Origin of the sequence: Streptomyces sp. H27-H5 (genome assembly GCF_026627505.1) — a bacterium.
GTDB lineage: Bacteria > Actinomycetota > Actinomycetes > Streptomycetales > Streptomycetaceae > Streptomyces.
Map to the genome: position 1 here is coordinate 72,375 of NZ_JAPNLK010000004.1, position 23,125 is coordinate 95,499.

General features: G+C 67.6%; 33 protein-coding genes and 1 pseudogene. 2 read left to right on the top strand and 32 right to left on the bottom strand.

All coding sequences use genetic code 11. The features are described from left to right. Positions 1–92: 92 nt before the first annotated feature. Positions 93–1,112: a type I pantothenate kinase gene (gene coaA / locus OTB19_RS02775; RefSeq protein WP_053682601.1), complete on the top strand. Its 1,020-nt coding sequence runs from the start codon at positions 93–95 to the stop codon at positions 1,110–1,112. 31 nt (positions 1,113–1,143) lie between these two features. Beyond that, positions 1,144–2,088: pseudogene (locus OTB19_RS02780) on the top strand (DUF389 domain-containing protein); the annotation flags it as partial. 82 nt (positions 2,089–2,170) lie between these two features. On the opposite strand, the gene glmM reads toward OTB19_RS02780, so the two are convergent. The 32 genes from glmM to rplB form a co-directional block, all read right to left on the bottom strand. Next, positions 2,171–3,529 (bottom strand): phosphoglucosamine mutase, encoded by a 1,359-nt coding sequence (gene glmM, locus OTB19_RS02785; RefSeq protein WP_267796312.1) that lies wholly within the window; start codon positions 3,527–3,529, stop codon positions 2,171–2,173. A 90-nt stretch (positions 3,530–3,619) separates the two neighbouring features. Next, positions 3,620–4,141, bottom strand: coding sequence for a 30S ribosomal protein S9 (gene rpsI, locus OTB19_RS02790; protein WP_267796313.1), 522 nt, complete (start codon positions 4,139–4,141; stop codon positions 3,620–3,622). A 42-nt stretch (positions 4,142–4,183) separates the two neighbouring features. Then, complete coding sequence (rplM, locus tag OTB19_RS02795; RefSeq protein WP_030230678.1) at positions 4,184–4,627, bottom strand: 50S ribosomal protein L13; 444 nt, start codon at positions 4,625–4,627, stop codon at positions 4,184–4,186. 233 nt (positions 4,628–4,860) lie between these two features. Then, positions 4,861–6,132: a glycosyltransferase family 87 protein gene (locus OTB19_RS02800; protein WP_267796314.1), complete on the bottom strand. Its 1,272-nt coding sequence runs from the start codon at positions 6,130–6,132 to the stop codon at positions 4,861–4,863. 242 nt (positions 6,133–6,374) lie between these two features. Then, on the bottom strand, positions 6,375–8,003 hold the full coding sequence (locus OTB19_RS02805) for an ABC-F family ATP-binding cassette domain-containing protein (protein WP_267796315.1): 1,629 nt from the start codon (positions 8,001–8,003) through the stop codon (positions 6,375–6,377). A 44-nt stretch (positions 8,004–8,047) separates the two neighbouring features. Next, the gene (truA, locus tag OTB19_RS02810) at positions 8,048–8,899 is read right to left on the bottom strand and encodes a tRNA pseudouridine(38-40) synthase TruA (RefSeq protein ID WP_267796316.1); all 852 of its coding nucleotides are present in this window, start codon (positions 8,897–8,899) and stop codon (positions 8,048–8,050) included. A 110-nt stretch (positions 8,900–9,009) separates the two neighbouring features. After that, complete coding sequence (rplQ, locus tag OTB19_RS02815; RefSeq protein ID WP_053682607.1) at positions 9,010–9,474, bottom strand: 50S ribosomal protein L17; 465 nt, start codon at positions 9,472–9,474, stop codon at positions 9,010–9,012. A 98-nt stretch (positions 9,475–9,572) separates the two neighbouring features. Beyond that, positions 9,573–10,595 carry a DNA-directed RNA polymerase subunit alpha gene (locus tag OTB19_RS02820; RefSeq protein WP_008739666.1) on the bottom strand — a complete coding sequence of 341 codons (1,023 nt, stop codon included), beginning with the start codon at positions 10,593–10,595 and terminating at the stop codon, positions 9,573–9,575. A gap of 137 nt (positions 10,596–10,732) precedes the next feature. Continuing rightward, positions 10,733–11,137: a 30S ribosomal protein S11 gene (gene rpsK / locus OTB19_RS02825; RefSeq protein ID WP_003956432.1), complete on the bottom strand. Its 405-nt coding sequence runs from the start codon at positions 11,135–11,137 to the stop codon at positions 10,733–10,735. Positions 11,138–11,191: 54 nt separating this feature from the next. Beyond that, positions 11,192–11,572, bottom strand: coding sequence for a 30S ribosomal protein S13 (gene rpsM, locus OTB19_RS02830; protein WP_267796317.1), 381 nt, complete (start codon positions 11,570–11,572; stop codon positions 11,192–11,194). A 199-nt stretch (positions 11,573–11,771) separates the two neighbouring features. Next, positions 11,772–11,885 (bottom strand): 50S ribosomal protein L36, encoded by a 114-nt coding sequence (gene rpmJ, locus OTB19_RS02835; RefSeq protein ID WP_003956441.1) that lies wholly within the window; start codon positions 11,883–11,885, stop codon positions 11,772–11,774. A gap of 73 nt (positions 11,886–11,958) precedes the next feature. Next, the gene (gene infA / locus OTB19_RS02840) at positions 11,959–12,180 is read right to left on the bottom strand and encodes a translation initiation factor IF-1 (protein WP_003956442.1); all 222 of its coding nucleotides are present in this window, start codon (positions 12,178–12,180) and stop codon (positions 11,959–11,961) included. Positions 12,181–12,323: 143 nt separating this feature from the next. Next, positions 12,324–13,160, bottom strand: coding sequence for a type I methionyl aminopeptidase (gene map / locus OTB19_RS02845; protein ID WP_053682610.1), 837 nt, complete (start codon positions 13,158–13,160; stop codon positions 12,324–12,326). 92 nt (positions 13,161–13,252) lie between these two features. Next, positions 13,253–13,900: an adenylate kinase gene (locus tag OTB19_RS02850; RefSeq protein ID WP_053682611.1), complete on the bottom strand. Its 648-nt coding sequence runs from the start codon at positions 13,898–13,900 to the stop codon at positions 13,253–13,255. Next, positions 13,900–15,213: a preprotein translocase subunit SecY gene (secY, locus tag OTB19_RS02855; RefSeq protein WP_053682612.1), complete on the bottom strand. Its 1,314-nt coding sequence runs from the start codon at positions 15,211–15,213 to the stop codon at positions 13,900–13,902. Before secY ends, OTB19_RS02850 begins: the two co-directional genes overlap by 1 nt. Positions 15,214–15,399: 186 nt before the next feature. Then, a complete protein-coding gene (gene rplO / locus OTB19_RS02860) occupies positions 15,400–15,855 on the bottom strand; it encodes a 50S ribosomal protein L15 (protein ID WP_053682613.1) in 456 nt (151 codons plus the stop codon). A gap of 1 nt (position 15,856) precedes the next feature. After that, positions 15,857–16,039: a 50S ribosomal protein L30 gene (gene rpmD / locus OTB19_RS02865; RefSeq protein ID WP_053682614.1), complete on the bottom strand. Its 183-nt coding sequence runs from the start codon at positions 16,037–16,039 to the stop codon at positions 15,857–15,859. Then, complete coding sequence (gene rpsE, locus OTB19_RS02870; RefSeq protein WP_053682615.1) at positions 16,039–16,641, bottom strand: 30S ribosomal protein S5; 603 nt, start codon at positions 16,639–16,641, stop codon at positions 16,039–16,041. The genes rpmD and rpsE overlap by 1 nt, the downstream gene beginning before the upstream one ends. A 45-nt stretch (positions 16,642–16,686) precedes the next feature. Continuing rightward, positions 16,687–17,070 carry a 50S ribosomal protein L18 gene (rplR, locus tag OTB19_RS02875; protein WP_008739696.1) on the bottom strand — a complete coding sequence of 128 codons (384 nt, stop codon included), beginning with the start codon at positions 17,068–17,070 and terminating at the stop codon, positions 16,687–16,689. A 2-nt stretch (positions 17,071–17,072) separates the two neighbouring features. Beyond that, positions 17,073–17,612, bottom strand: coding sequence for a 50S ribosomal protein L6 (gene rplF / locus OTB19_RS02880; protein ID WP_267796318.1), 540 nt, complete (start codon positions 17,610–17,612; stop codon positions 17,073–17,075). 20 nt (positions 17,613–17,632) lie between these two features. Further along, positions 17,633–18,031, bottom strand: coding sequence for a 30S ribosomal protein S8 (gene rpsH / locus OTB19_RS02885; protein ID WP_007265911.1), 399 nt, complete (start codon positions 18,029–18,031; stop codon positions 17,633–17,635). A gap of 223 nt (positions 18,032–18,254) precedes the next feature. Continuing rightward, a complete protein-coding gene (locus OTB19_RS02890; protein WP_003956452.1) occupies positions 18,255–18,440 on the bottom strand; it encodes a type Z 30S ribosomal protein S14 in 186 nt (61 codons plus the stop codon). A 5-nt stretch (positions 18,441–18,445) separates the two neighbouring features. Further along, complete coding sequence (gene rplE / locus OTB19_RS02895; protein WP_030388859.1) at positions 18,446–18,997, bottom strand: 50S ribosomal protein L5; 552 nt, start codon at positions 18,995–18,997, stop codon at positions 18,446–18,448. Further along, a complete protein-coding gene (gene rplX, locus OTB19_RS02900) occupies positions 18,997–19,320 on the bottom strand; it encodes a 50S ribosomal protein L24 (protein ID WP_053682617.1) in 324 nt (107 codons plus the stop codon). The genes rplE and rplX overlap by 1 nt, the downstream gene beginning before the upstream one ends. A gap of 2 nt (positions 19,321–19,322) precedes the next feature. Further along, complete coding sequence (rplN, locus tag OTB19_RS02905; RefSeq protein ID WP_053682618.1) at positions 19,323–19,691, bottom strand: 50S ribosomal protein L14; 369 nt, start codon at positions 19,689–19,691, stop codon at positions 19,323–19,325. A 105-nt stretch (positions 19,692–19,796) separates the two neighbouring features. After that, entirely contained in the window at positions 19,797–20,078 is a 282-nt protein-coding gene (rpsQ, locus tag OTB19_RS02910; RefSeq protein WP_053682619.1) for a 30S ribosomal protein S17, read from the bottom strand. After that, positions 20,078–20,302 carry a 50S ribosomal protein L29 gene (rpmC, locus tag OTB19_RS02915; protein ID WP_008739703.1) on the bottom strand — a complete coding sequence of 75 codons (225 nt, stop codon included), beginning with the start codon at positions 20,300–20,302 and terminating at the stop codon, positions 20,078–20,080. The genes rpsQ and rpmC overlap by 1 nt, the downstream gene beginning before the upstream one ends. Beyond that, on the bottom strand, positions 20,302–20,721 hold the full coding sequence (gene rplP / locus OTB19_RS02920; RefSeq protein WP_030026326.1) for a 50S ribosomal protein L16: 420 nt from the start codon (positions 20,719–20,721) through the stop codon (positions 20,302–20,304). The genes rpmC and rplP overlap by 1 nt, the downstream gene beginning before the upstream one ends. A gap of 5 nt (positions 20,722–20,726) precedes the next feature. Beyond that, positions 20,727–21,566, bottom strand: a complete 840-nt coding sequence (rpsC, locus tag OTB19_RS02925; protein WP_053682620.1) for a 30S ribosomal protein S3 — start codon at positions 21,564–21,566, stop codon at positions 20,727–20,729. Beyond that, the gene (gene rplV, locus OTB19_RS02930; protein WP_037792011.1) at positions 21,566–21,913 is read right to left on the bottom strand and encodes a 50S ribosomal protein L22; all 348 of its coding nucleotides are present in this window, start codon (positions 21,911–21,913) and stop codon (positions 21,566–21,568) included. The genes rpsC and rplV overlap by 1 nt, the downstream gene beginning before the upstream one ends. A 43-nt stretch (positions 21,914–21,956) precedes the next feature. Continuing rightward, positions 21,957–22,238 carry a 30S ribosomal protein S19 gene (rpsS, locus tag OTB19_RS02935; protein WP_023539342.1) on the bottom strand — a complete coding sequence of 94 codons (282 nt, stop codon included), beginning with the start codon at positions 22,236–22,238 and terminating at the stop codon, positions 21,957–21,959. A gap of 12 nt (positions 22,239–22,250) precedes the next feature. After that, complete coding sequence (gene rplB / locus OTB19_RS02940) at positions 22,251–23,087, bottom strand: 50S ribosomal protein L2 (protein ID WP_008739715.1); 837 nt, start codon at positions 23,085–23,087, stop codon at positions 22,251–22,253. Between the last annotated feature and the right edge of the window lie 38 nt (positions 23,088–23,125).

The window sequence follows — 23,125 nt, forward strand, 5'->3', positions numbered from 1 at the left end:
GAGACCGGCCGCCGCGCGCCCCCGCCCCGCACCCCGCCGCACGTGACCGACCACACCACCCACAAGCGGTCCCGAGCCCCGACAATGGCAGGGTGATCACTTCGCCGCCACGAAGCACGCCGGACCGCGCAACGGAGCGCGCCGGCCATCGCCGGGCTCCCGACGCCTCCCCGTACGTCGACCTCACCCGGGCCGAGTGGAGCGCCCTGCGCGAGCGGACCCCCCTCCCCCTCACCGCCGAGGAGGTCGAGCGGCTCCGGGGTCTGGGGGACGTGATCGACCTCGACGAGGTACGGGACGTGTACCTGCCGTTGTCGCGCCTGCTCAACCTGTACGTCGGCGCCACCAACAACCTCCGCGGCACCCTGAACACCTTCCTCGGTGACGCCGGCAACGGCCACGGCGCCCAGACGGGCACCCCCTTCGTCATAGGGGTCGCCGGCTCCGTCGCGGTCGGCAAGTCCACGGTGGCCCGCCTCCTCCAGGCCCTCTTGGCCCGCTGGCCCGAGCACCCGCGCGTGGAGCTCGTCACCACCGACGGCTTCCTGTACCCGATGAAGGAACTCCAGCGCCGCGGCCTGACCGCCCGCAAGGGCTTCCCCGAGTCGTACGACCGGCGCGCGCTGACCCGTTTCGTCGCGGACATCAAGGCGGGCAAGGACGAGGTAACCGCCCCCGTCTACTCCCACCTGATCTACGACATCGTCCCGGGCGAGCAGCTCGTCGTGCGCCGCCCGGACATCCTGATCGTCGAGGGGCTCAACGTGCTCCAGCCGGCCCTGCCCGGCAAGGACGGCCGCACCCGCGTGGGTCTCGCCGACTACTTCGACTTCAGCGTGTACGTCGACGCGCGCCCCGAGGACATCGAGCGCTGGTACCTGGGCCGCTTCCGGAAGTTGCGCGAGACCGCCTTCCAGAACCCCTTCTCGTACTTCCGCAAGTACACGCAGGTCTCCGAGGAGGAGGCCATGGAGTACGCGCAGACCATGTGGCGGACCATCAACAAGCCCAACCTGCTGGAGAACGTGGCGCCCACCCGCGGCCGGGCCACGCTCGTCGTCCGCAAGGGCCCGGACCACAAGGTCCAGAAGTTGAGCCTGCGAAAGCTCTGACCGCACGGGCGGCGGAGTCTAGGGTGCGGCCATGCTGCATCTGCGGATGATCATCCCGTCCGAACGCACGGACGCCGTCGTCGACGTCGTGGAGTCCACGGTCGGCACCGCCCACCTCGTCGTCCTGCCCGGCGCCGGCCGCGACCCCCGCGGCGATCTCGTCCTGTGCGACGTCGCCCGGGAGGCCGGTGACGAACTGCTCCGGGAACTCAAGGGACTCGGGATCGACGAGGACGGCTCGATCGCCGTCGAGAACATCGACCTGTCGTTGTCGAAGCGGGCCGACGCCGCCGAGGAGGAGGCCCCGGGCGAGGGCGCCGACGCCGTGCTGTGGGAGCAACTGACCGAGGCGACCCACGAGGAGTCCACGCTCACCATCACCTACTGCGCCTTCATGATGCTCGCGACGATGATCGCGGCCTGTGGCGTGGTCCTCGACAACGCGGTCCTGATCGTGGGCGCCATGGCCGTCGGCCCCGAGTTCGGACCGCTCGCCGGGGTCTGTACGGCGGTCGTACGGGGCGTCCCCCGGCTCGCCCTGCGCTCGCTGGGCGCGCTGCTGATCGGCTTCGCCGTCGCGATCGCCGCCACCACGGTGTTCAGCCTGGGCATGGACGCGATCGGACAGTTCTCCGAGGAGATGCTGGACAGCCCCCGCCCGAACACCGGCTTCATCTGGAAGCCGGATCCGCTGTCGTTCGTGGTCTCGCTGCTCGCCGGCGTGGCCGGGGTGCTCTCGCTGACCTCGGCGAAGTCCGGCGCCCTGGTCGGCGTGGCGATCTCGGTGACCACCGTCCCGGCGGCCGCCAACGCCGCCGTCGCCCTGGGCTACGGGGAGCTCGCCCAGATGTGGGGTTCGATCGAGCAGCTGCTGGTGAACCTCGGCGGGATCATGCTCGCCGGCATCCTGACCCTGCTCGCGCAGAAACTGCTGTGGCGGGGCCCGCGCGGGGGGGGGGTGGCTCGCCGGCAGCGAGCCCGCGCCGCCGCAGAAACTGCTGTGGCGGACCCAGCGAGGTCGGTGGGTCCGCCACGGGAAACGCTGAGGTGCGGGTCGGTCAGCCGAGGGCCGACTTCACCACGTCCGCGAGCCGCCCCGCGACCGCGCGGGCCTGCTCGATGTCCGCGGCCTCCACCATCACCCGTACGAGCGGCTCCGTACCGGACGGACGGAGCAGCACGCGGCCGGTGGTGCCCAGCTCGCGCTCGGCGTCGGTGACCGCCGCCGCCAGCTCGGCGGAGGTGGTGACCCGGGACCTGTCCACGTCCGGGACGTTGATCAGGACCTGCGGCAGCCGCTGCATCACGCCGGCCAGGTCGGCCAGGGACCGGCCGGTGGCGGCGACGCGGGCGGCCAGCATGAGACCGGTCAGCGTGCCGTCGCCGGTGGTCGCGTGATCGAGGATGATCACGTGGCCGGACTGCTCGCCGCCCAGCGCGTAGCCGTGCTCCTTCATCGACTCCAGCACGTAGCGGTCGCCGACACCGGTCTGCACGACCTGGATGCCCTCGCCCTCCATGGCCAGCTTGAAGCCCAGGTTCGACATCACGGTGCCGACCACGGTGTTCTCGCGCAGCTGGCCCGCCTCGCGCATGGCCAGTGCCAGCACGGCGAGGATCTGGTCGCCGTCGACCTCGTCGCCGTTGCCGTCCACGGCCAGGCAGCGGTCGGCGTCGCCGTCGTGCGCGATGCCGAAGTCGGCCCCGTGCTCGACGACGGCCTGCTTGAGCAGCCCGAGGTGGGTGGAGCCGCAGCCGTCGTTGATGTTCAGGCCGTTCGGCTCGGCGCCGATCGTGATGATCTCCGCGCCGGCCCGCGTGAACGCCTCGGGCGAGACTCGGGCGGCCGCGCCGTGCGCCTCGTCGAGCACGACCTTGAGGCCTTCGAGGCGGTTGGGCAGGACACCGATGAGGTGCGCGACGTACTTGTCGAAGCCCTCGTCGTAGTCGGAGACCCGGCCGACGCCGGAGCCGGTGGGCCGGTCCCAGGGAGCGCCGGTGCGGTGCTCCTCGTAGACGGACTCGATCCGGCCCTCCAGGTCGTCGGCCAGCTTGTGGCCGCCGCGCGCGAAGAACTTGATGCCGTTGTCGGGCATCGCGTTGTGGCTGGCGGAGAGCATCACGCCGAGGTCGGCGCCCAGCGCACCGGTGAGATACGCCACCGCCGGGGTGGGCAGCACACCGACGCGCAGGACGTCCACGCCCGCGCTCGCGAGGCCGGCGACGACCGCGGCCTCCAGGAACTCACCGGACGCGCGGGGATCGCGGCCGACCACCGCGGTGGCCCGATGACCGGCGAACGTACCCGCCTCGGCCAGTACGTGTGCGGCCGCCACGGAGAGACCGAGCGCGAGCTCGGCCGTCAGATCCGCGTTGGCAACGCCCCGTACACCGTCCGTCCCGAAGAGTCGTCCCACTGTTGTCCTCCCGAGTTAACGCTTCGCTTGTGACCGCTGTGACAAATATGTGCCGCTTGTGGCGGTTCGTTGCTGAACAGCAGGCGCAGATTAACGCTTGCTGTACTGCGGAGCCTTACGGGCCTTCTTGAGACCGGCCTTCTTGCGCTCGACCGCACGGTCGTCGCGGGAGAGGAAGCCGGCCTTCTTCAGCGCCGGGCGGTTGTTGTCCACGTCCGCCTCGTTCAGCGCACGGGCCACACCGAGGCGCAGGGCGCCGGCCTGGCCGGAAACGCCGCCACCCGAGATGCGGGCGATGACGTCGTAACGGTTGTCCAGCTCCAGGAGCTTGAACGGCTCGTTGACTTCCTGCTGGTGCACCTTGTTGGGGAAGTAGTCCTCAAGGGTGCGACCGTTGATCTTCCACTTGCCGGTGCCCGGAACGATCCGGACGCGGGCGATGGCGTTCTTGCGACGGCCCAGGCCGGCGGCCGGCTGGGGGTCGCCGAAGCGACCGGCAAGGGACTCGGAGGTGTAGTCGCCCTCGGCGACGACCTCGGACTCGCTGGTGTACTCCTCGACGTTGCCCTCGAACTCTTCGACGGGGGTCGTCTCGGCGGTGGTCTCGGCCACGATGCTCCTCAGAATTTTCTACGTCTTAGGGGGTGGCCGGAACTACTGCGCGACCTGGGTGATCTCGAACGGCACCGGCTGCTGGGCAGCGTGGGGGTGCTGGTCGCCCGAGTAGACCTTCAGCTTCGAGAGCATCTGACGGCCCAGGGTGTTCTTGGGGAGCATGCCCTTGATGGCCTTCTCGACGGCCTTCTCCGGGTTGTTCGCCAGGAGGTCGTCGTAGCGCACCGAGCGGAGACCGCCCGGGAAGCCCGAGTGGCGGTACGCCATCTTCTGGGTCGCCTTGTTGCCGGACAGGTGAACCTTGTCGGCGTTGACGATGATGACGAAGTCGCCCATGTCCATGTGGGGGGCGTAGGTCGGCTTGTGCTTACCCCGCAGGAGGGCAGCGGCCTGGGTCGCCAGACGGCCGAGGACAACGTCCTGGGCGTCGATGACGAGCCACTGGCGCGAGATGTCGCCGGGCTTGGGGCTGAACGTACGCACGCGTATGCCTTCGCTTCTTCAGTGGTGGTATCCCAAGGGCGCAAGCCCCACGGGAAGGTCCTGACAGGGTCACCACGGACGATCACGACAGCCCTCGTTCACAACGGGGACGCAACCCGTGTGCGAACTGCTGGTCATCGGTCCGGTGGACCGGCGCAAGGCCCTTTCACGTGAGAATGAGCAAGCCAATACGCAGAACAAACCAGCAGGGTACCCAAGCAGACCCGTACGGGTCAAAAAGCGGTCCGCGATGCCGACTCGGTCGACGTCGCGGCGCACTCCGGTTCGGTCCTGGGTGGGGACCCCGCAGTTGTTACCGGGTACAGAGTAACCCGGCCGGAGGACAGCCCACGACGCGCCAACACGATCGCGAGCCCGCACAGCGTCGCGCAGTCGCGGAACGCCCGCCTCTTGCGGGCCAGCTCGGTGGGCCACGGGACCCCCGCCAACTGGGGCACCAGAGCCGCCCAGAACCAGGGCGAGCGCGGCGTGGAACCGGCTCGGACCCCCGACACCAGCAGCAGCGGAAGCACCACCAGGAGGTAGTGGTCGAAGGAGGGCCGCGAGACCAGGAATGCGGCGAGCATCACCATGCAGGCGGTCTCGACCAGCCGCAGTTCCCCGTCGTCGGCGTCGTCGGAACGCCGCCAGCGGACCCAGGCCGCCCACAGGCCGCCGGCCGCCCCGGCGGACGCCACCAGCACGGCGAGCAGCCCCGGCGCCCCCAGTCGCGGCAGCACCGCGACCGGCGAGGCGTCCCACGGCAGCGCGTACTCGTCCTGCCCCTGGAGCAGGAACGGCAGCGTCTTGGTGAAGAACAGCGTCGGGCTCGGCATCATCAGCGCCCCCAGCAGCGACAGCGCCACCGGCGTCAGCACCGCCGCGGCCAGCCCCCGCCACTGCCGGGCCACCAGGAACAGCACGCCGATCGGCACCAGCATCGGCTTGCAGGCGATCGCCAGCCCGACCACCAGTCCGGCCGCCGCCCACGAGCGCCGGTGCGCCAGCAGCAGCGCCACCGGCAGGGCGGCCGCCGAGATCGCCGTCCAGTTCCCGATCAGCACCAGGTTCAGGTACGGCTTGTAGGCCAGGGCGAAGAGCCCGAAACCGCCGATCGCGAACCGCGACGTCACCGGCACCGCGAACAGCCGCAGCGCGGCCCACCACCCGACGCCGATCAGCCCCGACATCGCCGCCGGCAGCAGCCAGCGCAGCGCCCACGTGGGCAGCAGCGCCTCCGGCACCGCCATGAGGACCGCGCTCGGCAGGTACAGGAACCGCTTGTCCTCGTACGGGGACACACCGGACAGCAGGGCGTCCGCGGCCTTGACCACGAAGGCGTTGTCCGAGCCCCAGTTCTCCCGCAGGCTCGTCGAGATCGCGATCGTCAGCACGATCGCGAGGGAGACCGCCCACAGGGACCGGGGCGCCGGCCGGAGCAGCCAGGCGAGCCGCCCGCCTCCGGGCGCGGGCGCCCCCGCGCCACGTCGGGAATCCCGCCTCACGAGCCAGATGCCAGGCCGCAGCCGCACGCCGTCTCCCCCTCGAAATCCGCGCCGGGGTGGTCCGCCCCTCACGCTTCCGCTCGACCCGCCGGGTCTCAGCGCTTCCGCTCGACCCGCCGCTCGTCCCACACGGGCTCCTGAGACCCATCCCTCACCGCCACCCTCGCACCCTTCGGCCCAGGGGCCGCAGAGGCTTCGGTCGGCTGCGCCGGACTCCGCCCGTCGAAACGCACCGCCGGGTCTCAGCGCTTCCGCTCGACCCGCCGCTCGTCCCACACGGGCTCCTGAGTCTCCCGCACAACACCGTCCGAACCGAAGACCAGATAGCGGTCAAATGTGCGCGCGAACCAGCGGTCGTGCGTGACGCACAACACAGTGCCGTCGTACGACTCCAGGCCGTCCTGGAGGGCCTCCGCCGACTCCAGGTCGAGGTTGTCCGTCGGCTCGTCGAGCAGCAGCGCCGTGGTGCCGGCCAGTTCGAGCAGCAGGATCTGGAAACGCGCCTGCTGCCCGCCCGAGAGCTTCTCGAAGGGCTGCTCGGCCTGACGCTCCAGCTCGTAGCGGCGCAGGGCGCCCATCGCCGCGCCGAGCGGCTTCGCCGCCTCCGTCCACAGGATGTCCACGAGGGTGCGCCCGAAGAGCTCGGGGTGGGCGTGGGTCTGCGCGAAGTGGCCCGGGAGCACCCGCGCGCCCAGCTTCCAGGTACCGGTGTGCTTGACGTCCTCGCCCGCGAGCAGCCGCAGGAAGTGCGACTTCCCGGAACCGTTCGAGCCGAGCACCGCGACCCGCTCGCCGTAGAACACCTCCAGCGAGAAGGGCTTCATCAGCCCCGTGAGTTCCAGGTTCTCCACGGTCAGCGCGCGCACGCCCGTACGCCCGCCCTTGAGCCGCATCCGGATGTCCTGCTCGCGCGGCGGCTCCGGCGGCGGGCCGGCCTCCTCGAACTTCTGGAAGCGGGTCTGCATCGCCCGGTACCGCGAGGCCATGTCGGGGCTGGAGGCCGCCTGGTTGCGCAGCCGCAGCACCAGGGCCCGCAGCCGGGCGTGCTCCTCGTCCCAGCGCCGCTTGAGCTCCTCGAAGCGCGCGAAGCGCTCCTTGCGGGCCTCGTGGTACGTCCCGAAGCCCGCGCCGTGCACCCACACGTCGCTGCCGGTCGGGCTCGCCTCCAGGCTGATGATCTTCTGGGCGGCCTGGGTGAGCAGTTCCCGGTCGTGCGAGACGAACAGCACCGTCTTGCGCGTCGCCTTGAGCTGCTCCTCCAGCCAGCGCTTGCCCGGGACGTCCAGGTAGTTGTCCGGCTCGTCGAGCAGCAGCACCTCGTCCGGCCCGCGCAGCAGCGCCTCCAGGACCAGCCGCTTCTGCTCACCGCCCGACAGCGTGCGCACCTCGCGGAACTGCGCGCTGTCGTACGGGATCGCCAGCGCGGCCATGGTGCAGACGTCCCACAGGGTCTCCGCCTCGTAGCCCTGGACGTCGGCCCAGTCGCTGAGCGCCTGCGCGTACGCCATCTGCGCGGCCTCGTCGTCCACGGTCAGGATCAGCTGCTCGGCCCGGTCCACGGCCTTCGCGGCCTCCCGGAGCCGCGGCTGCGCCACCGACACCAGCAGGTCGCGCACGGTCGTCTCGTCCCGGACGGAGCCCACGAACTGCGACATCACGCCGAGCCCGCCGCTGACCGTGACCCCGCCGCCGTGCGGCTGGAGGTCACCGGAGATCAGCTTGAGGAGCGTGGTCTTGCCGGCGCCGTTCGCCCCCACCAGGGACACCACCGAGCCCTCCCCCACACGGAAGGAGACGTCGGGGAGCAGGACCCGCCCGTCGGGAAGGTAGTACTCCAGGTGGTTGACTTCGAGATGTCCCATGCCGGGCATTCTCCAGGCCGGCGCTCATCCGCCCAAACCGATTTGCTCCCGGGTCAGCAGCAGCCGGCCCCGGGAAGGGTGCGCAGGTTCCGCGCCTCCTTGCTGCGGGCGGCCAACAGCTCGTCGGCCGGGTAGCCGACCTCCTCCAGGGTGAGCCCGTGGGGCTTCACCACGTGCACCGAGGAGTCCCGTACGGCCGCGGCCAGCACCTTGCCCGGCCAGTCGGTCGGCCGGTGGCCGTCGCCGACGTGCAGCAGGGCCCCCACCAGCGAGCGGACCATGTTGTGGCAGAAGGCGTCGGCCCGGACGGTCGCGGTGACGATGCCGTCCTCGCCGCGCTCCCAGGAGAGCTGCTGGAGCGTGCGGATGGTCGTCGCTCCCTCGCGCTTCTTGCAGTACGCCGCGAAGTCGTGCTCCCCGAGCAGCGGGATGGAGGCCTCGTTCATGGCGTCCACGTCCAGCGGCCACTGGTGCCACAGCACGTGTCCGCGACGCAGCGGGTCCACGCCGGCCTGGTGGTCGCCGACGCGGTAGGCGTACCGGCGCCAGATCGCCGAGAACCGGGCGTTGAAGCCCTCGGGGGCCTCGGCGGCCCTCCACACCCGGACGTCGTGCGGCAGCCGCCCGGCGAGCCTGCGCAGCAGCTTGTCGTGGTGCTCGGCCCACACCTCCTCGGCCAGGTCGAACTGCGCGACCTGCCCGCGGGCGTGCACCCCGGCGTCCGTGCGCCCGGCCACGGTCAGCTCGACGGGCTCGGACAGCCGCATCACGGTCTTCAGGGCCGACTCCAGCTCGCCCTGCACGGTCCGCAGCACGCGCTGCTTCGCCCAGCCGGAGAAGTCCTTGCCGTCGTACGACAGGTCCAGCCGCACCCGGACGTGCCCGGGCTCCACCTCGTCACTCACGTGAGCGATCCTCTCAGAAACACGGAAACCACCGGACAACGCAGAACGGGCCCGCCCCGGAAAGGGGCGGGCCCGTTCAGAGCCGTTCAAGCAAGCGAGATCCCGGAGGATCAGGCCTCCTTGGTCTCCTCGGCGGCCGGGGCCTCGGCGGCCTCGGCTTCCTTCACGGCGCGCTTGGTGGCGGCCTCGGCCTCACCGGTGGCCTGCTGGGCGACCGTCAGGGCCTCGACCAGCTCGATGACCGCCATCGGGGCGTTGTCGCCACGACGGTTGCCGACCTTGGTGATGCGCGTGTAACCACCGGGGCGGTTCTCGTAGCGCGGGGCGATCTCGGTGAACAGCGTGTGCACGATGCTCTTGTCCGTGATCGTCTGAAGCACCAGGCGACGGTTGTGGATGTCGCCCTTCTTGGCCTTGGTGACCAGACGCTCGGCGTAGGGACGCAGGCGACGGGCCTTGGCCTCGGTGGTGGTGATGCGGCCGTGCTCGAAGAGCGCCTTCGCGAGGTTCGCGAGGAGGTGCTTCTCGTGCGCGGCGCTGCCGCCCAGACGGGCACCCTTTGCGGGACGCGGCATGGTGATACTCCTTCATATCTGCACCGGCCGTGTCAGGTACCGGTGTCAGTTCCCCCGCGGCGGCTGCCGCGGGAAAGTCTCTTGCTGCGAGCCGAGGCTCAGTACTGCTCGGTCTCGACGAATCCGGCGTCCGCGTCGTCGTCGGCGCCGAAGGCGTCGGCGGCGGCGGTCGGGTCGAATCCGGGCGGGCTGTCCTTGAGGGCCAGGCCCATGCCGGCCAGCTTCGCCTTGACCTCGTCGATCGACTTCGCACCGAAGTTGCGGATGTCGAGCAGGTCGGCCTCGGAGCGGGCGACGAGCTCACCCACGGAGTGGATGCCCTCGCGCTTGAGGCAGTTGTAGGAGCGGACCGTGAGCTCCAGCTCCTCGATCGGCAGCGCCAGGTCGGCGGCCAGGGCCGCGTCCGTCGGCGAGGGGCCCATGTCGATGCCCTCGGCGTCGATGTTGAGCTCGCGGGCCAGACCGAACAGCTCGACCAGGGTCTTGCCGGCGGACGCCATGGCGTCACGCGGGCGCATGGCCTGCTTGGTCTCGACGTCGACGATCAGCTTGTCGAAGTCGGTGCGCTGCTCGACTCGGGTCGCCTCGACCTTGTAGGTGACCTTGAGGACCGGGCTGTAGATGGAGTCGATCGGGATGCGACCGATCTCCTGGCCCAGCTGCTTGTTCTGGACGGCGGAGACGTAGCCGCGACCGCGCTCGACGGTCAGCTCCATCTCCAGCTTGCCCTTGCCGTTGAGCGTGGCGAGGACGAGGTCCGGGTTGTGCACCTCGACACCGGCCGGGGGCGCGATGTCGGCAGCGGTGACCAGGCCGGGGCCCTGCTTGCGCAGGTACATCACGACCGGCTCGTCGTGCTCCGAGGAGACGACCAGCTGCTTGATGTTGAGGATGATGTCGGTGACGTCTTCCTTGACGCCCGGCACGGTGGTGAACTCGTGCAGGACGCCGTCCACGCGGATGCTGGTGACAGCGGCACCCGGAATGGAGGACAGGAGCGTACGGCGCAGGGAGTTGCCGAGGGTGTAGCCGAAGCCCGGCTCCAGCGGCTCGATCACGAACCGCGAGCGGTACTCGTCGACGACCTCTTCGGTCAGCGAAGGACGCTGAGCGATAAGCATGTGTGTTCCTTCAGTCGTGGACGCCCACTATTTGACGTCCGACGGGCACTACGTACAGCAAGGGTACGGGCGGCACGTCCCCCGCGAGGGGTTCGTACCGCCCGGACACTCAAAGACGCACAGGTGCGTCCGTCGCGTCAGACGCGGCGGCGCTTCGGCGGGCGGCAGCCGTTGTGCGGGGTGGGGGTGACGTCCTGGATCGAGCCGACCTCGAGGCCGGTGGCCTGGAGGGAGCGGATCGCGGTCTCGCGGCCGGAGCCCGGACCCTTGACGAAGACGTCAACCTTGCGCATGCCGTGCTCCTGCGCGCGGCGGGCGGCCGACTCGGCGGCCATCTGCGCGGCGAAGGGGGTGGACTTGCGCGAGCCCTTGAAGCCGACGTGGCCGGCGGAGGCCCAGGAGATCACGTTGCCCGAGGGGTCCGTGATCGAGACGATGGTGTTGTTGAACGTGCTCTTGATGTGGGCGTGCCCATGAGCGACGTTCTTCTTTTCCTTGCGGCGCACCTTCTTGGCAGCGCCCTGACGACCCTTGGGGGGCATCTAAATCTCCTACGGGAGGTGGTCGGTCCTACAGCGCAAGACCGCTGAACAGGACTACTTCTTGCCCGGCTTCTTCTTACCGGCGATCGCGCGACGCGGACCCTTGCGGGTACGAGCGTTCGTGCTGGTGCGCTGACCGTGCACCGGGAGGCCACGACGGTGGCGAACACCCTGGTAGCACTGGATCTCGACCTTGCGACGGATGTCGGCCTGGATCTCGCGGCGGAGGTCACCCTCGGTGCGGAGGTTGGCGTCCACGTACTCGCGGATCTTGACCAGGTCCTCTTCGGCCAGGTCACGAACGCGGGTGTCGGGGTTCACACCGGTGGCCTCAAGGATTTCCTTGGACCGGGTGCGACCGACACCGAAGACGTAGGTGAGTGCGATCTCCACGCGCTTTTCGCGCGGGATGTCAACACCGGAAACGCGTGCCATTCAATGGCTCCTGTGTGTTCGGGGGTCTTCAGCAGAATCGACCCCGACCGCCGACCACACCTGTTGGGTGGTGGTACGTCCGGGTCCCCGGCCCCCGCCGGAGGTGCCGCCGGCCCTGGTCAGGGCTGGGCGGATTCTGCGTGTGTACGTTTTCTTACGTCGCGCGAAGAACTGCGGAGTGCAGGTCGGTCGGCGTGCGTCAGCCCTGGCGCTGCTTGTGGCGCAGGTTGTCGCAGATGACCATGACCCGACCGTGACGGCGGATCACCTTGCACTTGTCGCAGATCTTCTTGACGCTCGGCTTGACCTTCATTGGGTGAGGTTCTCCGGGTCAGTGCCACCACCCGCGCCGGGACAAGACGCCCAGACGGGAGTGAAGACAAGATCTACTTGTATCGGTAGACGATCCGGCCACGCGTCAGGTCGTACGGAGAGAGCTCCACGACAACCCGGTCATCAGGGAGGATGCGGATGTAGTGCATGCGCATCTTGCCGCTGATGTGCGCGAGGACTTTGTGACCGTTCTGAAGTTCCACCTTGAACATCGCGTTCGGGAGGGACTCGATCACGGTGCCCTCGATTTCGATGGCACCTTGCTTCTTGGCCACGCTTCGCCTTTCGAATCGGCTACCTTGATCGGCGCCGTGCCTTGCCCATGCAGGGCATGGGGATGCACGAGAGCCGACGCATCAGTCTACGTCAGGGCATCCGGAAAGACGAATCCGGAAAGTTTGCCCCACATTGTAGATCATTAACCGAGGGGGTCCGGGGCCGTGGTGACCCCGTACTCCGCCAGTTTCGCCTTGCCGCAATCGGGGCTGGTCAGCACGATCGGCCCCGCCTCGGTCAGGGCGATGGAGTGTTCCCAGTGGGAGGACCACGTGCCGTCGGTCGTGATGACCGTCCAGTCGTCCGCCAGTACCTCCGTCTGGGGGGTGCCCAGGGAGACCATCGGCTCGATCGCCAGGCAGACGCCCGGGACGAGCTTGATCCCCTTGCCCCGCTTGCGCGAGACGTAGTTCAGCAGGTGGGGGTCCATGTGCATCTCGGACCCGATGCCGTGGCCGCCGTAGTCCTCGATGATCCCGTACTTGCCGGTCGCGGGACGCGGCTGGCGGCGGATGTAGCCCTCGATCGCCTTCGAGATGTCCACGAGGCGGTTGCCGAGCTTCATGGCGGCGATGCCGGCCCACATGGACTCCTCGGTCACCCGGGAGAGCTCCAAGAGCTCGGGCGCGTGACCGGTGCCCACGAAGGCGGTGTACGCCGCGTCGCCGTGCCAGCCGTCGACGATGGCGCCCGCGTCGATCGAGATCACGTCGCCGTCCTTGAGGACGGTCTTGTCGTCCGGGATGCCGTGGACGACGACCTCGTTGACCGAGGTGCAGATCGTCGCCGGGAATCCGCCGTAGCCGAGGAAGTTCGACTTCGCGCCGGCGTCCGCGATGACCTTGCGGGCCACCATGTCCAGATCCCGCGTCGTGGCGCCCGGCACGGCCGCCTCACGGGTCGCCGCGTGGATGGCCGCGACGACCAGCCCCGCCTCCCGCATCTTGGCGATCTGCTCGGGGGTCTTGAGCTGCACCATGGACGTGCCTTCCACCTTCTGAATCGGGACTTCTCAACAGTACGGCCGCGGCGCCCTGAGGACACCGCGGCCGTACCTGCACAGCAGGGGTACTACTTCTTCAGGGCTTCCATCGCGCGCTTCGTGACGTCCGCGACCTCACCGAGGGCCGGGATGGTCACCAGCAGGCCCTGGGCCTTGTAGTAGTCGATGATCGGCTCGGTCTGCGTGTGGTAGACCTCCAGCCGGTTGCGGACCGTGGCCTCCGAGTCGTCGCCGCGCTGGTACAGCTCGCCGCCACAGGTGTCGCACACGCCCTCGGCCTTGGCCGGGGCGTAGGTCACGTGGAAGACGTGCGCGGAGTCGTTGCGGCAGATCCGGCGACCGGCGATGCGCTTGACGACCTCGTCCTCCTCGACCTCCAGGTCGAGGACGGCGTCCAGCTTCATGCCGGCGGTCCGGAGCATCTCGTCCAGGGCGACGGCCTGCGACACGTTCCGCGGGAAACCGTCGAGCAGGAAGCCGTTCGCGGCGTCCGCCTGCTCCATCCGGTCCTTCGCCATGCCGATGGTGATCTCGTCGGGGACGAGGTCACCGGCATCCATGAACGCCTTGGCGCGCCGGCCGAGCTCCGTGTTCTGGCTGATGTTGGCGCGGAACAGGTCGCCCGTGGAGATGTGCGGGATCGACAGGTTCTTGGCAAGGAACGCGGCCTGCGTTCCCTTGCCCGCACCGGGGGGTCCGACGAGGACGATTCGCATCAGCGGAGGAACCCTTCGTAATTGCGCTGCTGGAGCTGGCTCTCGATCTGCTTCACGGTTTCCAGACCGACACCCACGATGATCAGGATGCTCGTCCCGCCGAACGGGAAGTTCTGGTTCGCGCCGAAGCCCGCCAACGCCATCGTCGGCACAAGAGCAATGAGACCCAGGTACAGCGACCCCGGCCAGGTGATCCGGTTGAGTACGTAGCTGAGGTACTCGGCGGTGGGTCGGCCGGCGCGGATGCCCGGGATGAAGCCACCATACTTCTTCATGTTGTCGGCAACTTCCTCGGGGTTGAACGAGATCGCCACGTAGAAGAACGCGAAGAAGACGATCAGGAGGAAGTAGACGGCGATGTAGTACGGGTGGTCGCCCTTGACGAAGTGCTTCTGGATCCAGGTGGCCCAGCCCGCGGTGGAACCGCTGAACTGGACGATCAGGGCCGGGATGTAGAGCAGCGACGAGGCGAAGATGACCGGGATGACACCGGCCTGGTTCACCTTGAGCGGGATGTACGTCGAGGTGCCGCCGTACGCGCGGCGACCGATCATCCGCTTCGCGTACTGGACCGGGATGCGGCGCTGCGCCTGCTCGACGAAGACCACGAGGGCCACCATCGCGAGCCCGACCAGGATGACGACGCCGAACTCGACCCAACCGTCGGCGATCTTGCCCTGGAGCTTGATCTGCCAGAGGGCGCCGATGAAGCCGGCGGCGATCGAGATGAACATGAGGATCGACATGCCGTTGCCGATGCCGCGGTCGGTGATCAGCTCACCGAGCCACATGACGACACAGGTACCGGCGGTCATGGTGATGACCATGACGACCATGGTGAAGATCGAGTGATCCGGCACGATCTGACTGCGGAGCTGGCAGGACCCGAAGAGGGCGCCGCTCTTCGCGGTGGCGACGAGGCCGGTGCCCTGGAGGATCGCGAGGGCGACCGTCAGATAGCGCGTGTACTGAGTGATCTTCGCCGTGCCGGACTGCCCCTCTTTTTTGAGGTTCTCCAGCTTCGGGATGACCACGGTCAGCAGCTGCAGGATGATGCTCGCCGTGATGTACGGCATGATGCCGAGCGCGAAGATCGTGATCTGCAACAGCGCGCCACCACTGAACATGTTGACGAGACCGAACAGGCTGTTGCCGCTCCCGGCCTGGTCAACACAGAACTGAACGTTCTTGTAGTTCACGCCGGGCACCGGAATGTGGGACCCGAGGCGGAACAACACGATGATGGCGAGCGTGAAGAACAGCTTCTTGCGCAGGTCGGGCGTCTTGAACGCCCGGGCGAACGCGGTGAGCACGGTGCCTCCTGCGACCCCCGCGCTACTGCGTCAGAGGTGACGGTCTGAGGGATCGACGAATACGTACAAGCAAAGGTGCAGGCCACCTTACCGGCGACACGGCCCTCCGTGGAACGACCAACCGGGGATGCCCCATATGTGAGGCATCCCCGGTCGGGTTTCAGCTATTAATCACTGAGTTTCGTCTTAGACGAGCTCGGTGACCGTGCCACCAGCGGCGGCAATCTTCTCCTTGGCGGAGCCGGAAACGGCGTCAACCGAGACCTGCAGCGCAACGGAGATCTCGCCCTGGCCCAGGACCTTGACGAGGCTGTTCTTGCGAACCGCGCCCTTGGCGACCAGGTCGGCCACCGTGACTTCTCCACCCTCGGGGTAGAGAGCGCCGAGCTTGTCCAGGTTGACGACCTGGAACTCGGTGCGGAACGGGTTCTTGAAGCCCTTGAGCTTCGGCAGACGCATGTGGAGGGGCATCTGCCCACCCTCGAAGCGCTGCGGGATCTGGTAACGGGCCTTCTGGCCCTTCGTACCACGACCGGCCGTCTTACCCTTCGACGCCTCACCACGACCGACACGGGTCTTCGCGGTCTTGGCGCCGGGGGCGGGACGGAGGTTGTGGGCCTTCAGCGGGCTGTTCTCAGCCATGTTAGTCAACCTCCTCAACCGTCACGAGGTGGCGGACGGTCTGCACCATTCCGCGGAACTCGGGGCGGTCCTCCTTGACGACCACGTCGTTCAGGCGCTTGAGCCCGAGCGAACGCAGAGTGTCGCGGTGGTTCTGCTTGCTGCCGATGTACGACTTCGTCTGCGTGATCTTGAGGCGAGCCATTACGCACCCGCCCCGGCACGTGCACGAAGCAGAGCCGCGGGGGCGACGTCCTCGAGGGGCAGACCACGGCGAGCCGCGATCTCCTCGGGACGCTGCAGGCCCTTGAGGGCCGCCACGGTCGCGTGCACGATGTTGATCGCGTTGGAAGAGCCGAGCGACTTCGACAGGATGTCGTGAACGCCGGCGCACTCCAGAACGGCGCGCACCGGACCACCGGCGATAACACCGGTACCGGGGGAAGCCGGCTTCAGGAGCACGACGCCCGCGGCACGCTCGCCCGTGATCGGGTGAGGGATGGTGCCCTGGATGCGCGGAACCTTGAAGAAGTTCTTCTTGGCTTCCTCGACACCCTTGGCGATGGCCGCGGGAACTTCCTTGGCCTTGCCGTAACCGACACCTACAGTGCCGTCACCGTCGCCCACCACGACCAGCGCGGTGAAGCTGAAGCGGCGACCACCCTTGACAACCTTGGCGACGCGGTTGATCGCGACAACGCGCTCAACGTAAGCGGTCTTCTCGGCGGCAGGGCCACCGTCGCGACCCTTCCGGTCCCGCCGCTCGCCGCCACCGGCACCGCTTCCGCGGCGCTGGGGTCCAGCCATTGGATTACCTCTCTCTGTTACGTCCGTGAGTCCCGGAACCGGGGCTTAGAACTTCAGCCCGGCTTCGCGGGCGGCGTCAGCCAGAGCGGCAATGCGCCCGGCGTATCGGTTGCCACCGCGGTCGAAGACAACGGTCTCGACCCCGGCAGCCTTCGCACGCTCGGCCACGAGCGCGCCGACGGCCTGGGCCTGGGCGCTCTTGTCGCCTTCGCCACCGCGGATCGAGGTGTCCAGGGTCGACGCGGACGCCAGGGTGTGACCCTGGAGGTCGTCGATGACCTGAGCAACGATGTTGCGGTTCGAACGCGTCACGACGAGGCGCGGACGCTCCGCCGTACCCGACACGTTCTTGCGAATGCGGATGTGGCGGCGAGCCTTGGCAGCGCGCTTGTACGCGTCGCCCTTGGCGATCTTCACACCGTATGCCATGGCTACTTACCAGCCTTTCCGACCTTGCGGCGGATGACTTCGCCGGCGTACTTGACACCCTTGGCCTTGTACGGGTCGGGCTTCCGCAGCTTGCGGATGTTGGCGGCGACCTCGCCGACCTTCTGCTTGTCGATGCCCTCGACCGTGAACTTGGTGGGCGACTCGACCTTGAAGGAGATGCCCTCGGGCGCCTCGATCAGGATCGGGTGGCTGTAGCCAAGCTGGAACTCCAGGTCGGAGCCCTTCGCGGCGACGCGGTAACCGACACCGCTGATTTCGAGAGCCTTGACGTATCCCGTGGTCACACCGGTGATCATGTTCGCCACCAGCGTGCGGGACAGGCCGTGGAGGGCCTTGTTCTGACGCTCGTCGTTGGGGCGGACGACGTTCAGGACGCCGTCCTCACCCTTGGCGACGGCGATGGGCGCAGCGACGGTGTGCGAGAGGGAACCCTTGGGGCCCTTCACCGCGACCGTGCGGCCATCGATGGTGACGTCCACACCGGCGGGAACCTGGATGGGGAGCTTGCCGATTCGCGACATTGCTTTTCCTCCGTTCCCGACTACCAGACGTAGGCGAGGACTTCCCCACCTACGCCCTTCTTGCCTGCCTGCTGGCCGGTGAGGAGACCGTGGGACGTGGAGATGATCGCCACGCCCAGGCCGCCGAGCACCTTCGGCAGGTTGGTGGACTTCGCGTACACGCGCAGACCGGGCTTCGAGATCCGCTTGATGCCCGCGATGGAGCGCTCACGGTTCGGCCCGAACTTCAGCTCGAGGACGAGGTTCTTGCCGACCTCGGCGTCCTCGACCTTCCAGCCGGTGATGAAACCCTCCTGCTTGAGGATCTCTGCGATGTGCGACTTGATCTTGCTGTGCGGCATCACGACGGTGTCGTGGTACGCCGAGTTAGCGTTACGCAGACGCGTGAGCATGTCTGCGATCGGGTCAGTCATGGTCATGAAGTGGCCTTCGGCCTCTCTCGCCGGGGTTTCCTGTATGCGCCATCCCTCTCCCCACTCAGTGGCGGGACGGGTGCGGTGCGGGGACCTACGGCGTAGTAAGTCGTTATGGGCGGCAGACGCCCAACCACACAAGCCTAAGGCATGCGCGGCCGGGCACCTGCCGTCCAGATGCTTACCGAGAGTCTCTGGTTCTCTCCAAGTCCCTAAGGACAGGAGGGATTTACCAGGAGCTCTTGGTCACGCCCGGCAGCTCGCCACGGTGAGCCATCTCACGAAGGCAGACGCGGCACAGGCCGAACTTGCGGTACACGGAGTGAGGGCGACCGCAGCGCTGGCAGCGGGTGTACGCACGCACACCGAACTTGGGCTTGCGGGCAGCCTTCGCGATGAGAGCCTTCTTCGCCATCTCGCTTACGCCTCCTTGAAGGGGAAGCCGAGGTGACGAAGGAGGGCACGGCCCTCGTCGTCGTTGGTCGCCGTGGTGACCACGGTGATGTCCATACCCCGGGTACGGTCGATCTTGTCCTGGTCGATCTCGTGGAACATGACCTGCTCCGTGAGACCGAAGGTGTAGTTGCCACGGCCGTCGAACTGCTTCGGCGACAGACCACGGAAGTCACGGATACGCGGAAGCGCGAGCGACAGCGTACGGTCCAGGAACTCCCACATGCGGTCACCACGGAGGGTGACGTGGCAGCCGATCGGCTGACCCTCGCGCAGCTTGAACTGCGCGATGGACTTCCGGGCCTTCGTGACGGCCGGCTTCTGACCGGTGATCGTCGTCAGGTCCTTGATGGCGCCGTCGATCAGCTTGGAGTCGCGGGCGGCGTCGCCCACACCCATGTTGACCACGATCTTCACGAGGCCGGGAATCTGCATGACGTTCTCGTAGGAGAACTCCTCACGCAGCTTGCCCGCGATGTCCTCGCGGTACTTCGTCTTGAGACGCGGAGTGGTAGCCATCAGATGTCCTCACCCGTCCGCTTGGCAACGCGGATCTTGTTGCCCTCGTCGTCGAAGCGGTATCCGACGCGGGTGACGACCTTCTGGCCGTCCTTCTCCACAACCAGCTGAACGTTGCTGACGTGGATCGGCGCCTCGGTGATCACGATGCCACCGGTCTGCGAACCACCAGCGGTCTGACCGGCCTTGGTGTGCTTCTTGACCCGGTTGACACCCTCGACGAGGACGCGGTTCTCAGTAGGGATGGCCGTGATGACCTTGCCCTGCTTGCCCTTGTCCTTACCGGTGATGACCTGAACCAGGTCGCCCTTCTTGATCTTCATGCTTACAGCACCTCCGGCGCGAGCGAGATGATCTTCATGAACTTCTTCTCGCGCAGCTCACGGCCCACCGGGCCGAAGATACGGGTGCCACGAGGGTCGCCGTCGTTCTTGAGAATGACAGCGGCGTTCTCGTCGAAACGGATGTACGAGCCGTCCTGGCGGCGGCGCTCCTTGACGGTGCGAACGATGACGGCCTTGACGACGTCACCCTTCTTCACGTTACCGCCGGGGATCGCGTCCTTGACGGTGGCGACGATGACGTCACCGACGCCCGCGTAGCGGCGACCCGAGCCACCGAGAACACGGATGCAAAGGATCTCCTTGGCACCAGTGTTGTCGGCGACACGCAGTCGCGACTCCTGCTGGATCACGTCTATCTCCTGATTGTCTGCCGGTTCCCGGTGGGGGCTTCACTCCGAGGAGTGCGGCCCCCACCGAGCCTGGCGGAACGAACCTGAGGGAAACCCCTCAGGTACTTACTTGGCCTTCTCGAGGATCTCGACGATGCGCCAGCGCTTGCTCGCCGACAGCGGACGCGTCTCCATGATGAGGACGCGGTCGCCGACGCCGGCAGCGTTCTGCTCGTCGTGAGCCTTGAGCTTGTTCGTACGGCGGATGACCTTGCCGTACAGGGCGTGCTTCACGCGGTCCTCGACGGCGACGACGACAGTCTTGTCCATCTTGTCGCTGACGACGAGGCCCTCACGGGTCTTGCGGAAGCCGCGGTCCTGGGTCTCAGTCACATTCTTCTCGCTCATCAGGCGCTCTCCACCGTCTCGATGCCGAGCTCGCGCTCGTGCATCAGGGTGTAGATCCGGGCGATGTCCTTACGGACGGACTTGAGCCGGCCGTTGTTCTCCAGCTGGCCCGTGGCCGCCTGGAAGCGCAGCTTGAACAGCTCTTCCTTGGCCTCGCGCAGCTTGCCAACGAGCTCCTCGTTGCCGAGCTCACGCAGCTCGGACGCCTTGGTTCCCGTCGCCATCACGACTCACCTGCCTCGCGCCGAACAATCCGGCACTTCATCGGAAGCTTGTGAGCAGCACGGGTGAGCGCCTCACGAGCAATCTTCTCGTTCGGGTAGGACAGCTCGAACATGACCCGACCCGGGTGCACGTTCGCGATCCACCACTCGGGAGAACCCTTACCGGAACCCATGCGGGTCTCGGCGGGCTTCTTCGTGAGCGGACGGTCCGGGTAGATGTTGATCCAGACCTTGCCGCCACGCTTGATGTGACGGGTCATCGCAATACGAGCCGCCTCGATCTGGCGGTTCGTCACGTAGGCGGGGGTGAGCGCCTGGATGCCGTACTCGCCGAACGAGACCTCAGTACCGCCCTTGGCCATACCGCGGCGCTTGGGGTGGTGCTGCTTGCGGTGCTTGACCCTACGAGGGATCAGCATGTCGGTCAGGCCTCCGTTCCGGTGCTCTCAGCCGGAGCGGCGGCGGGAGCGTCGGCCTTGGGGGCCTCGGCACCAGCAGCCTGCTGCGGCTTGCGGCCGCCACGGCCGCCACGCTCGCCACCACGACCACCGCGGCCACCGGCCGGACGGTCGTTCGCGCCACCACGAGCCGGGCGGTTGCCCGCACGGGCCGCGGCGTTCTCGGCGCGAACCTCGGCGATGTTCTTGACGTCGCCCTTGTAGATCCAGACCTTCACACCGATACGGCCGAAGGTGGTCTTGGCCTCGAAGAAGCCGTAGTCCACGTTCGCGCGCAGCGTGTGCAGCGGCACACGACCCTCGCGGTAGAACTCGGAGCGGGACATCTCGGCGCCGCCGAGGCGACCGCCGCACTGGATCTTGATGCCCTTGGCGCCGGCCTTCATCGTGCCCTGCATGCTCTTACGCATGGCGCGACGGAAGGAGACGCGGGAGGAGAGCTGCTCGGCAACGGCCTGGGCAACCAGCTGAGCGTCGAGCTCGGGGTTCTTGACCTCGAGGATGTTCAGCTGGACCTGCTTGCCCGTGAGCTTCTCGAGGTCACCGCGGATGCGGTCGGCCTCGGCGCCACGGCGGCCGATGACGATGCCAGGACGAGCGGTGTGGATGTCCACACGCACGCGGTCACGGGTGCGCTCGATCTCAACCTTCGAGATGCCGGCGCGCTCCATGCCGGACGTCATCATCCGACGGATGGCGACGTCTTCCTTGACGTAGTCCTTGTACAGCTTGTCGGCGTACCAACGCGACTTGAAGTCGGTGGTGATGCCGAGCCGGAACCCGTGCGGGTTTACCTTCTGGCCCATTACCGGGAACCTTCCTTGCTGCTGACGACCACGGTGATGTGGCTGGTCCGCTTGCGGATCCGGTAGGCACGGCCCTGCGCACGCGGACGGAACCGCTTCAGGGTCGGGCCCTCGTCCACGAACGCCTCGCTGATGACCAGCGTGGAGGCGTCCGGGTGGTTGTAGTTGTGTGCGGCATTGGCAATGGCGCTGTCCAGCACCTTGCCAACCGGCACGCTCGCGGCCTGCGGGGCGAAACGCAGGACCGCCTGAGCCTCCGTGGCATCCATGCCACGGATAAGGTCCACCACTCGGCGGGCCTTCATGGGCGTGACGCGGATGTACCGCGCCTGGGCCCTGGCTTCCATGGTTGTCCCTTCGGTGTAAGTCATAGTCATAACCACCCCGCCTTTAGCGGCGCTTCGACTTCCGGTCGTCCTTGACGTGGCCGCGGAAGGTGCGAGTCGGCGAGAACTCGCCGAGCTTGTGGCCGACCATCGACTCGGTGACGAACACCGGGACGTGGATCTTGCCGTTGTGCACCGCGATGGTGTGACCCAGCATGGCCGGGATGATCATCGAGCGACGGGACCAGGTCTTGATGACGTTCTTGGTACCGGCTTCGTTCTGTACGTCCACCTTCTTGATGAGGTGTCCGTCGACGAAGGGTCCCTTCTTGAGACTGCGCGGCATCTAAACCCGCTCCTAGCGCTTCTTGTTCGTCTTGCGGCGGCGGACGATGTACTTGCTCGAAGCCTTCTTCGGCGAGCGAGTACGACCCTCCTTCTGACCCCACGGGGAGACCGGGTGGCGACCACCACTGGTCTTACCCTCACCACCACCGTGCGGGTGGTCGACCGGGTTCATCGCGACACCGCGGACGGAGGGGCGAACGCCCTTCCAGCGCATGCGGCCGGCCTTGCCCCAGTTGATGTTCGACTGCTCGGCGTTGCCGACCTCACCGACGGTGGCGCGGCAGCGCGCGTCGACCAGGCGGATTTCTCCGGACGGCATACGAAGGTGGGCCATCGTGCCCTCCTTCGCCAGCAGCTGCACGGACGCACCGGCGGAGCGGGCGAACTTCGCACCGCCACCGGGACGCAGCTCGATCGCGTGGATCGTCGTACCAACCGGGATGTTGCGCAGCGCCAGGTTGTTTCCGGGCTTGATGTCGGCCGTCGGGCCGTTCTCAATCCGGTCACCCTGCTTCAGGGCCTTCGGCGCGATGATGTAGCGCTTCTCGCCGTCGGCGTAGTGCAGCAGCGCGATGCGCGCGGTGCGGTTGGGGTCGTACTCGATGTGCGCGACCTTCGCCGGCACGCCGTCCTTGTCGTGACGACGGAAGTCGATCACACGGTAGGCGCGCTTGTGGCCGCCACCCTGGTGACGAACAGTGATCCGACCGGTGTTGTTACGGCCGCCCTTGCTGTGCAGCGGGCGAACCAGCGACTTCTCCGGCGTGGACCGCGTGATCTCGACAAAGTCGGCGACGCTGGAGCCACGACGGCCCGGGGTCGTCGGCTTGTACTTGCGGATACCCATTTCTCAGTCCTCGTCCGATTCCGGACGACTCAGGACTC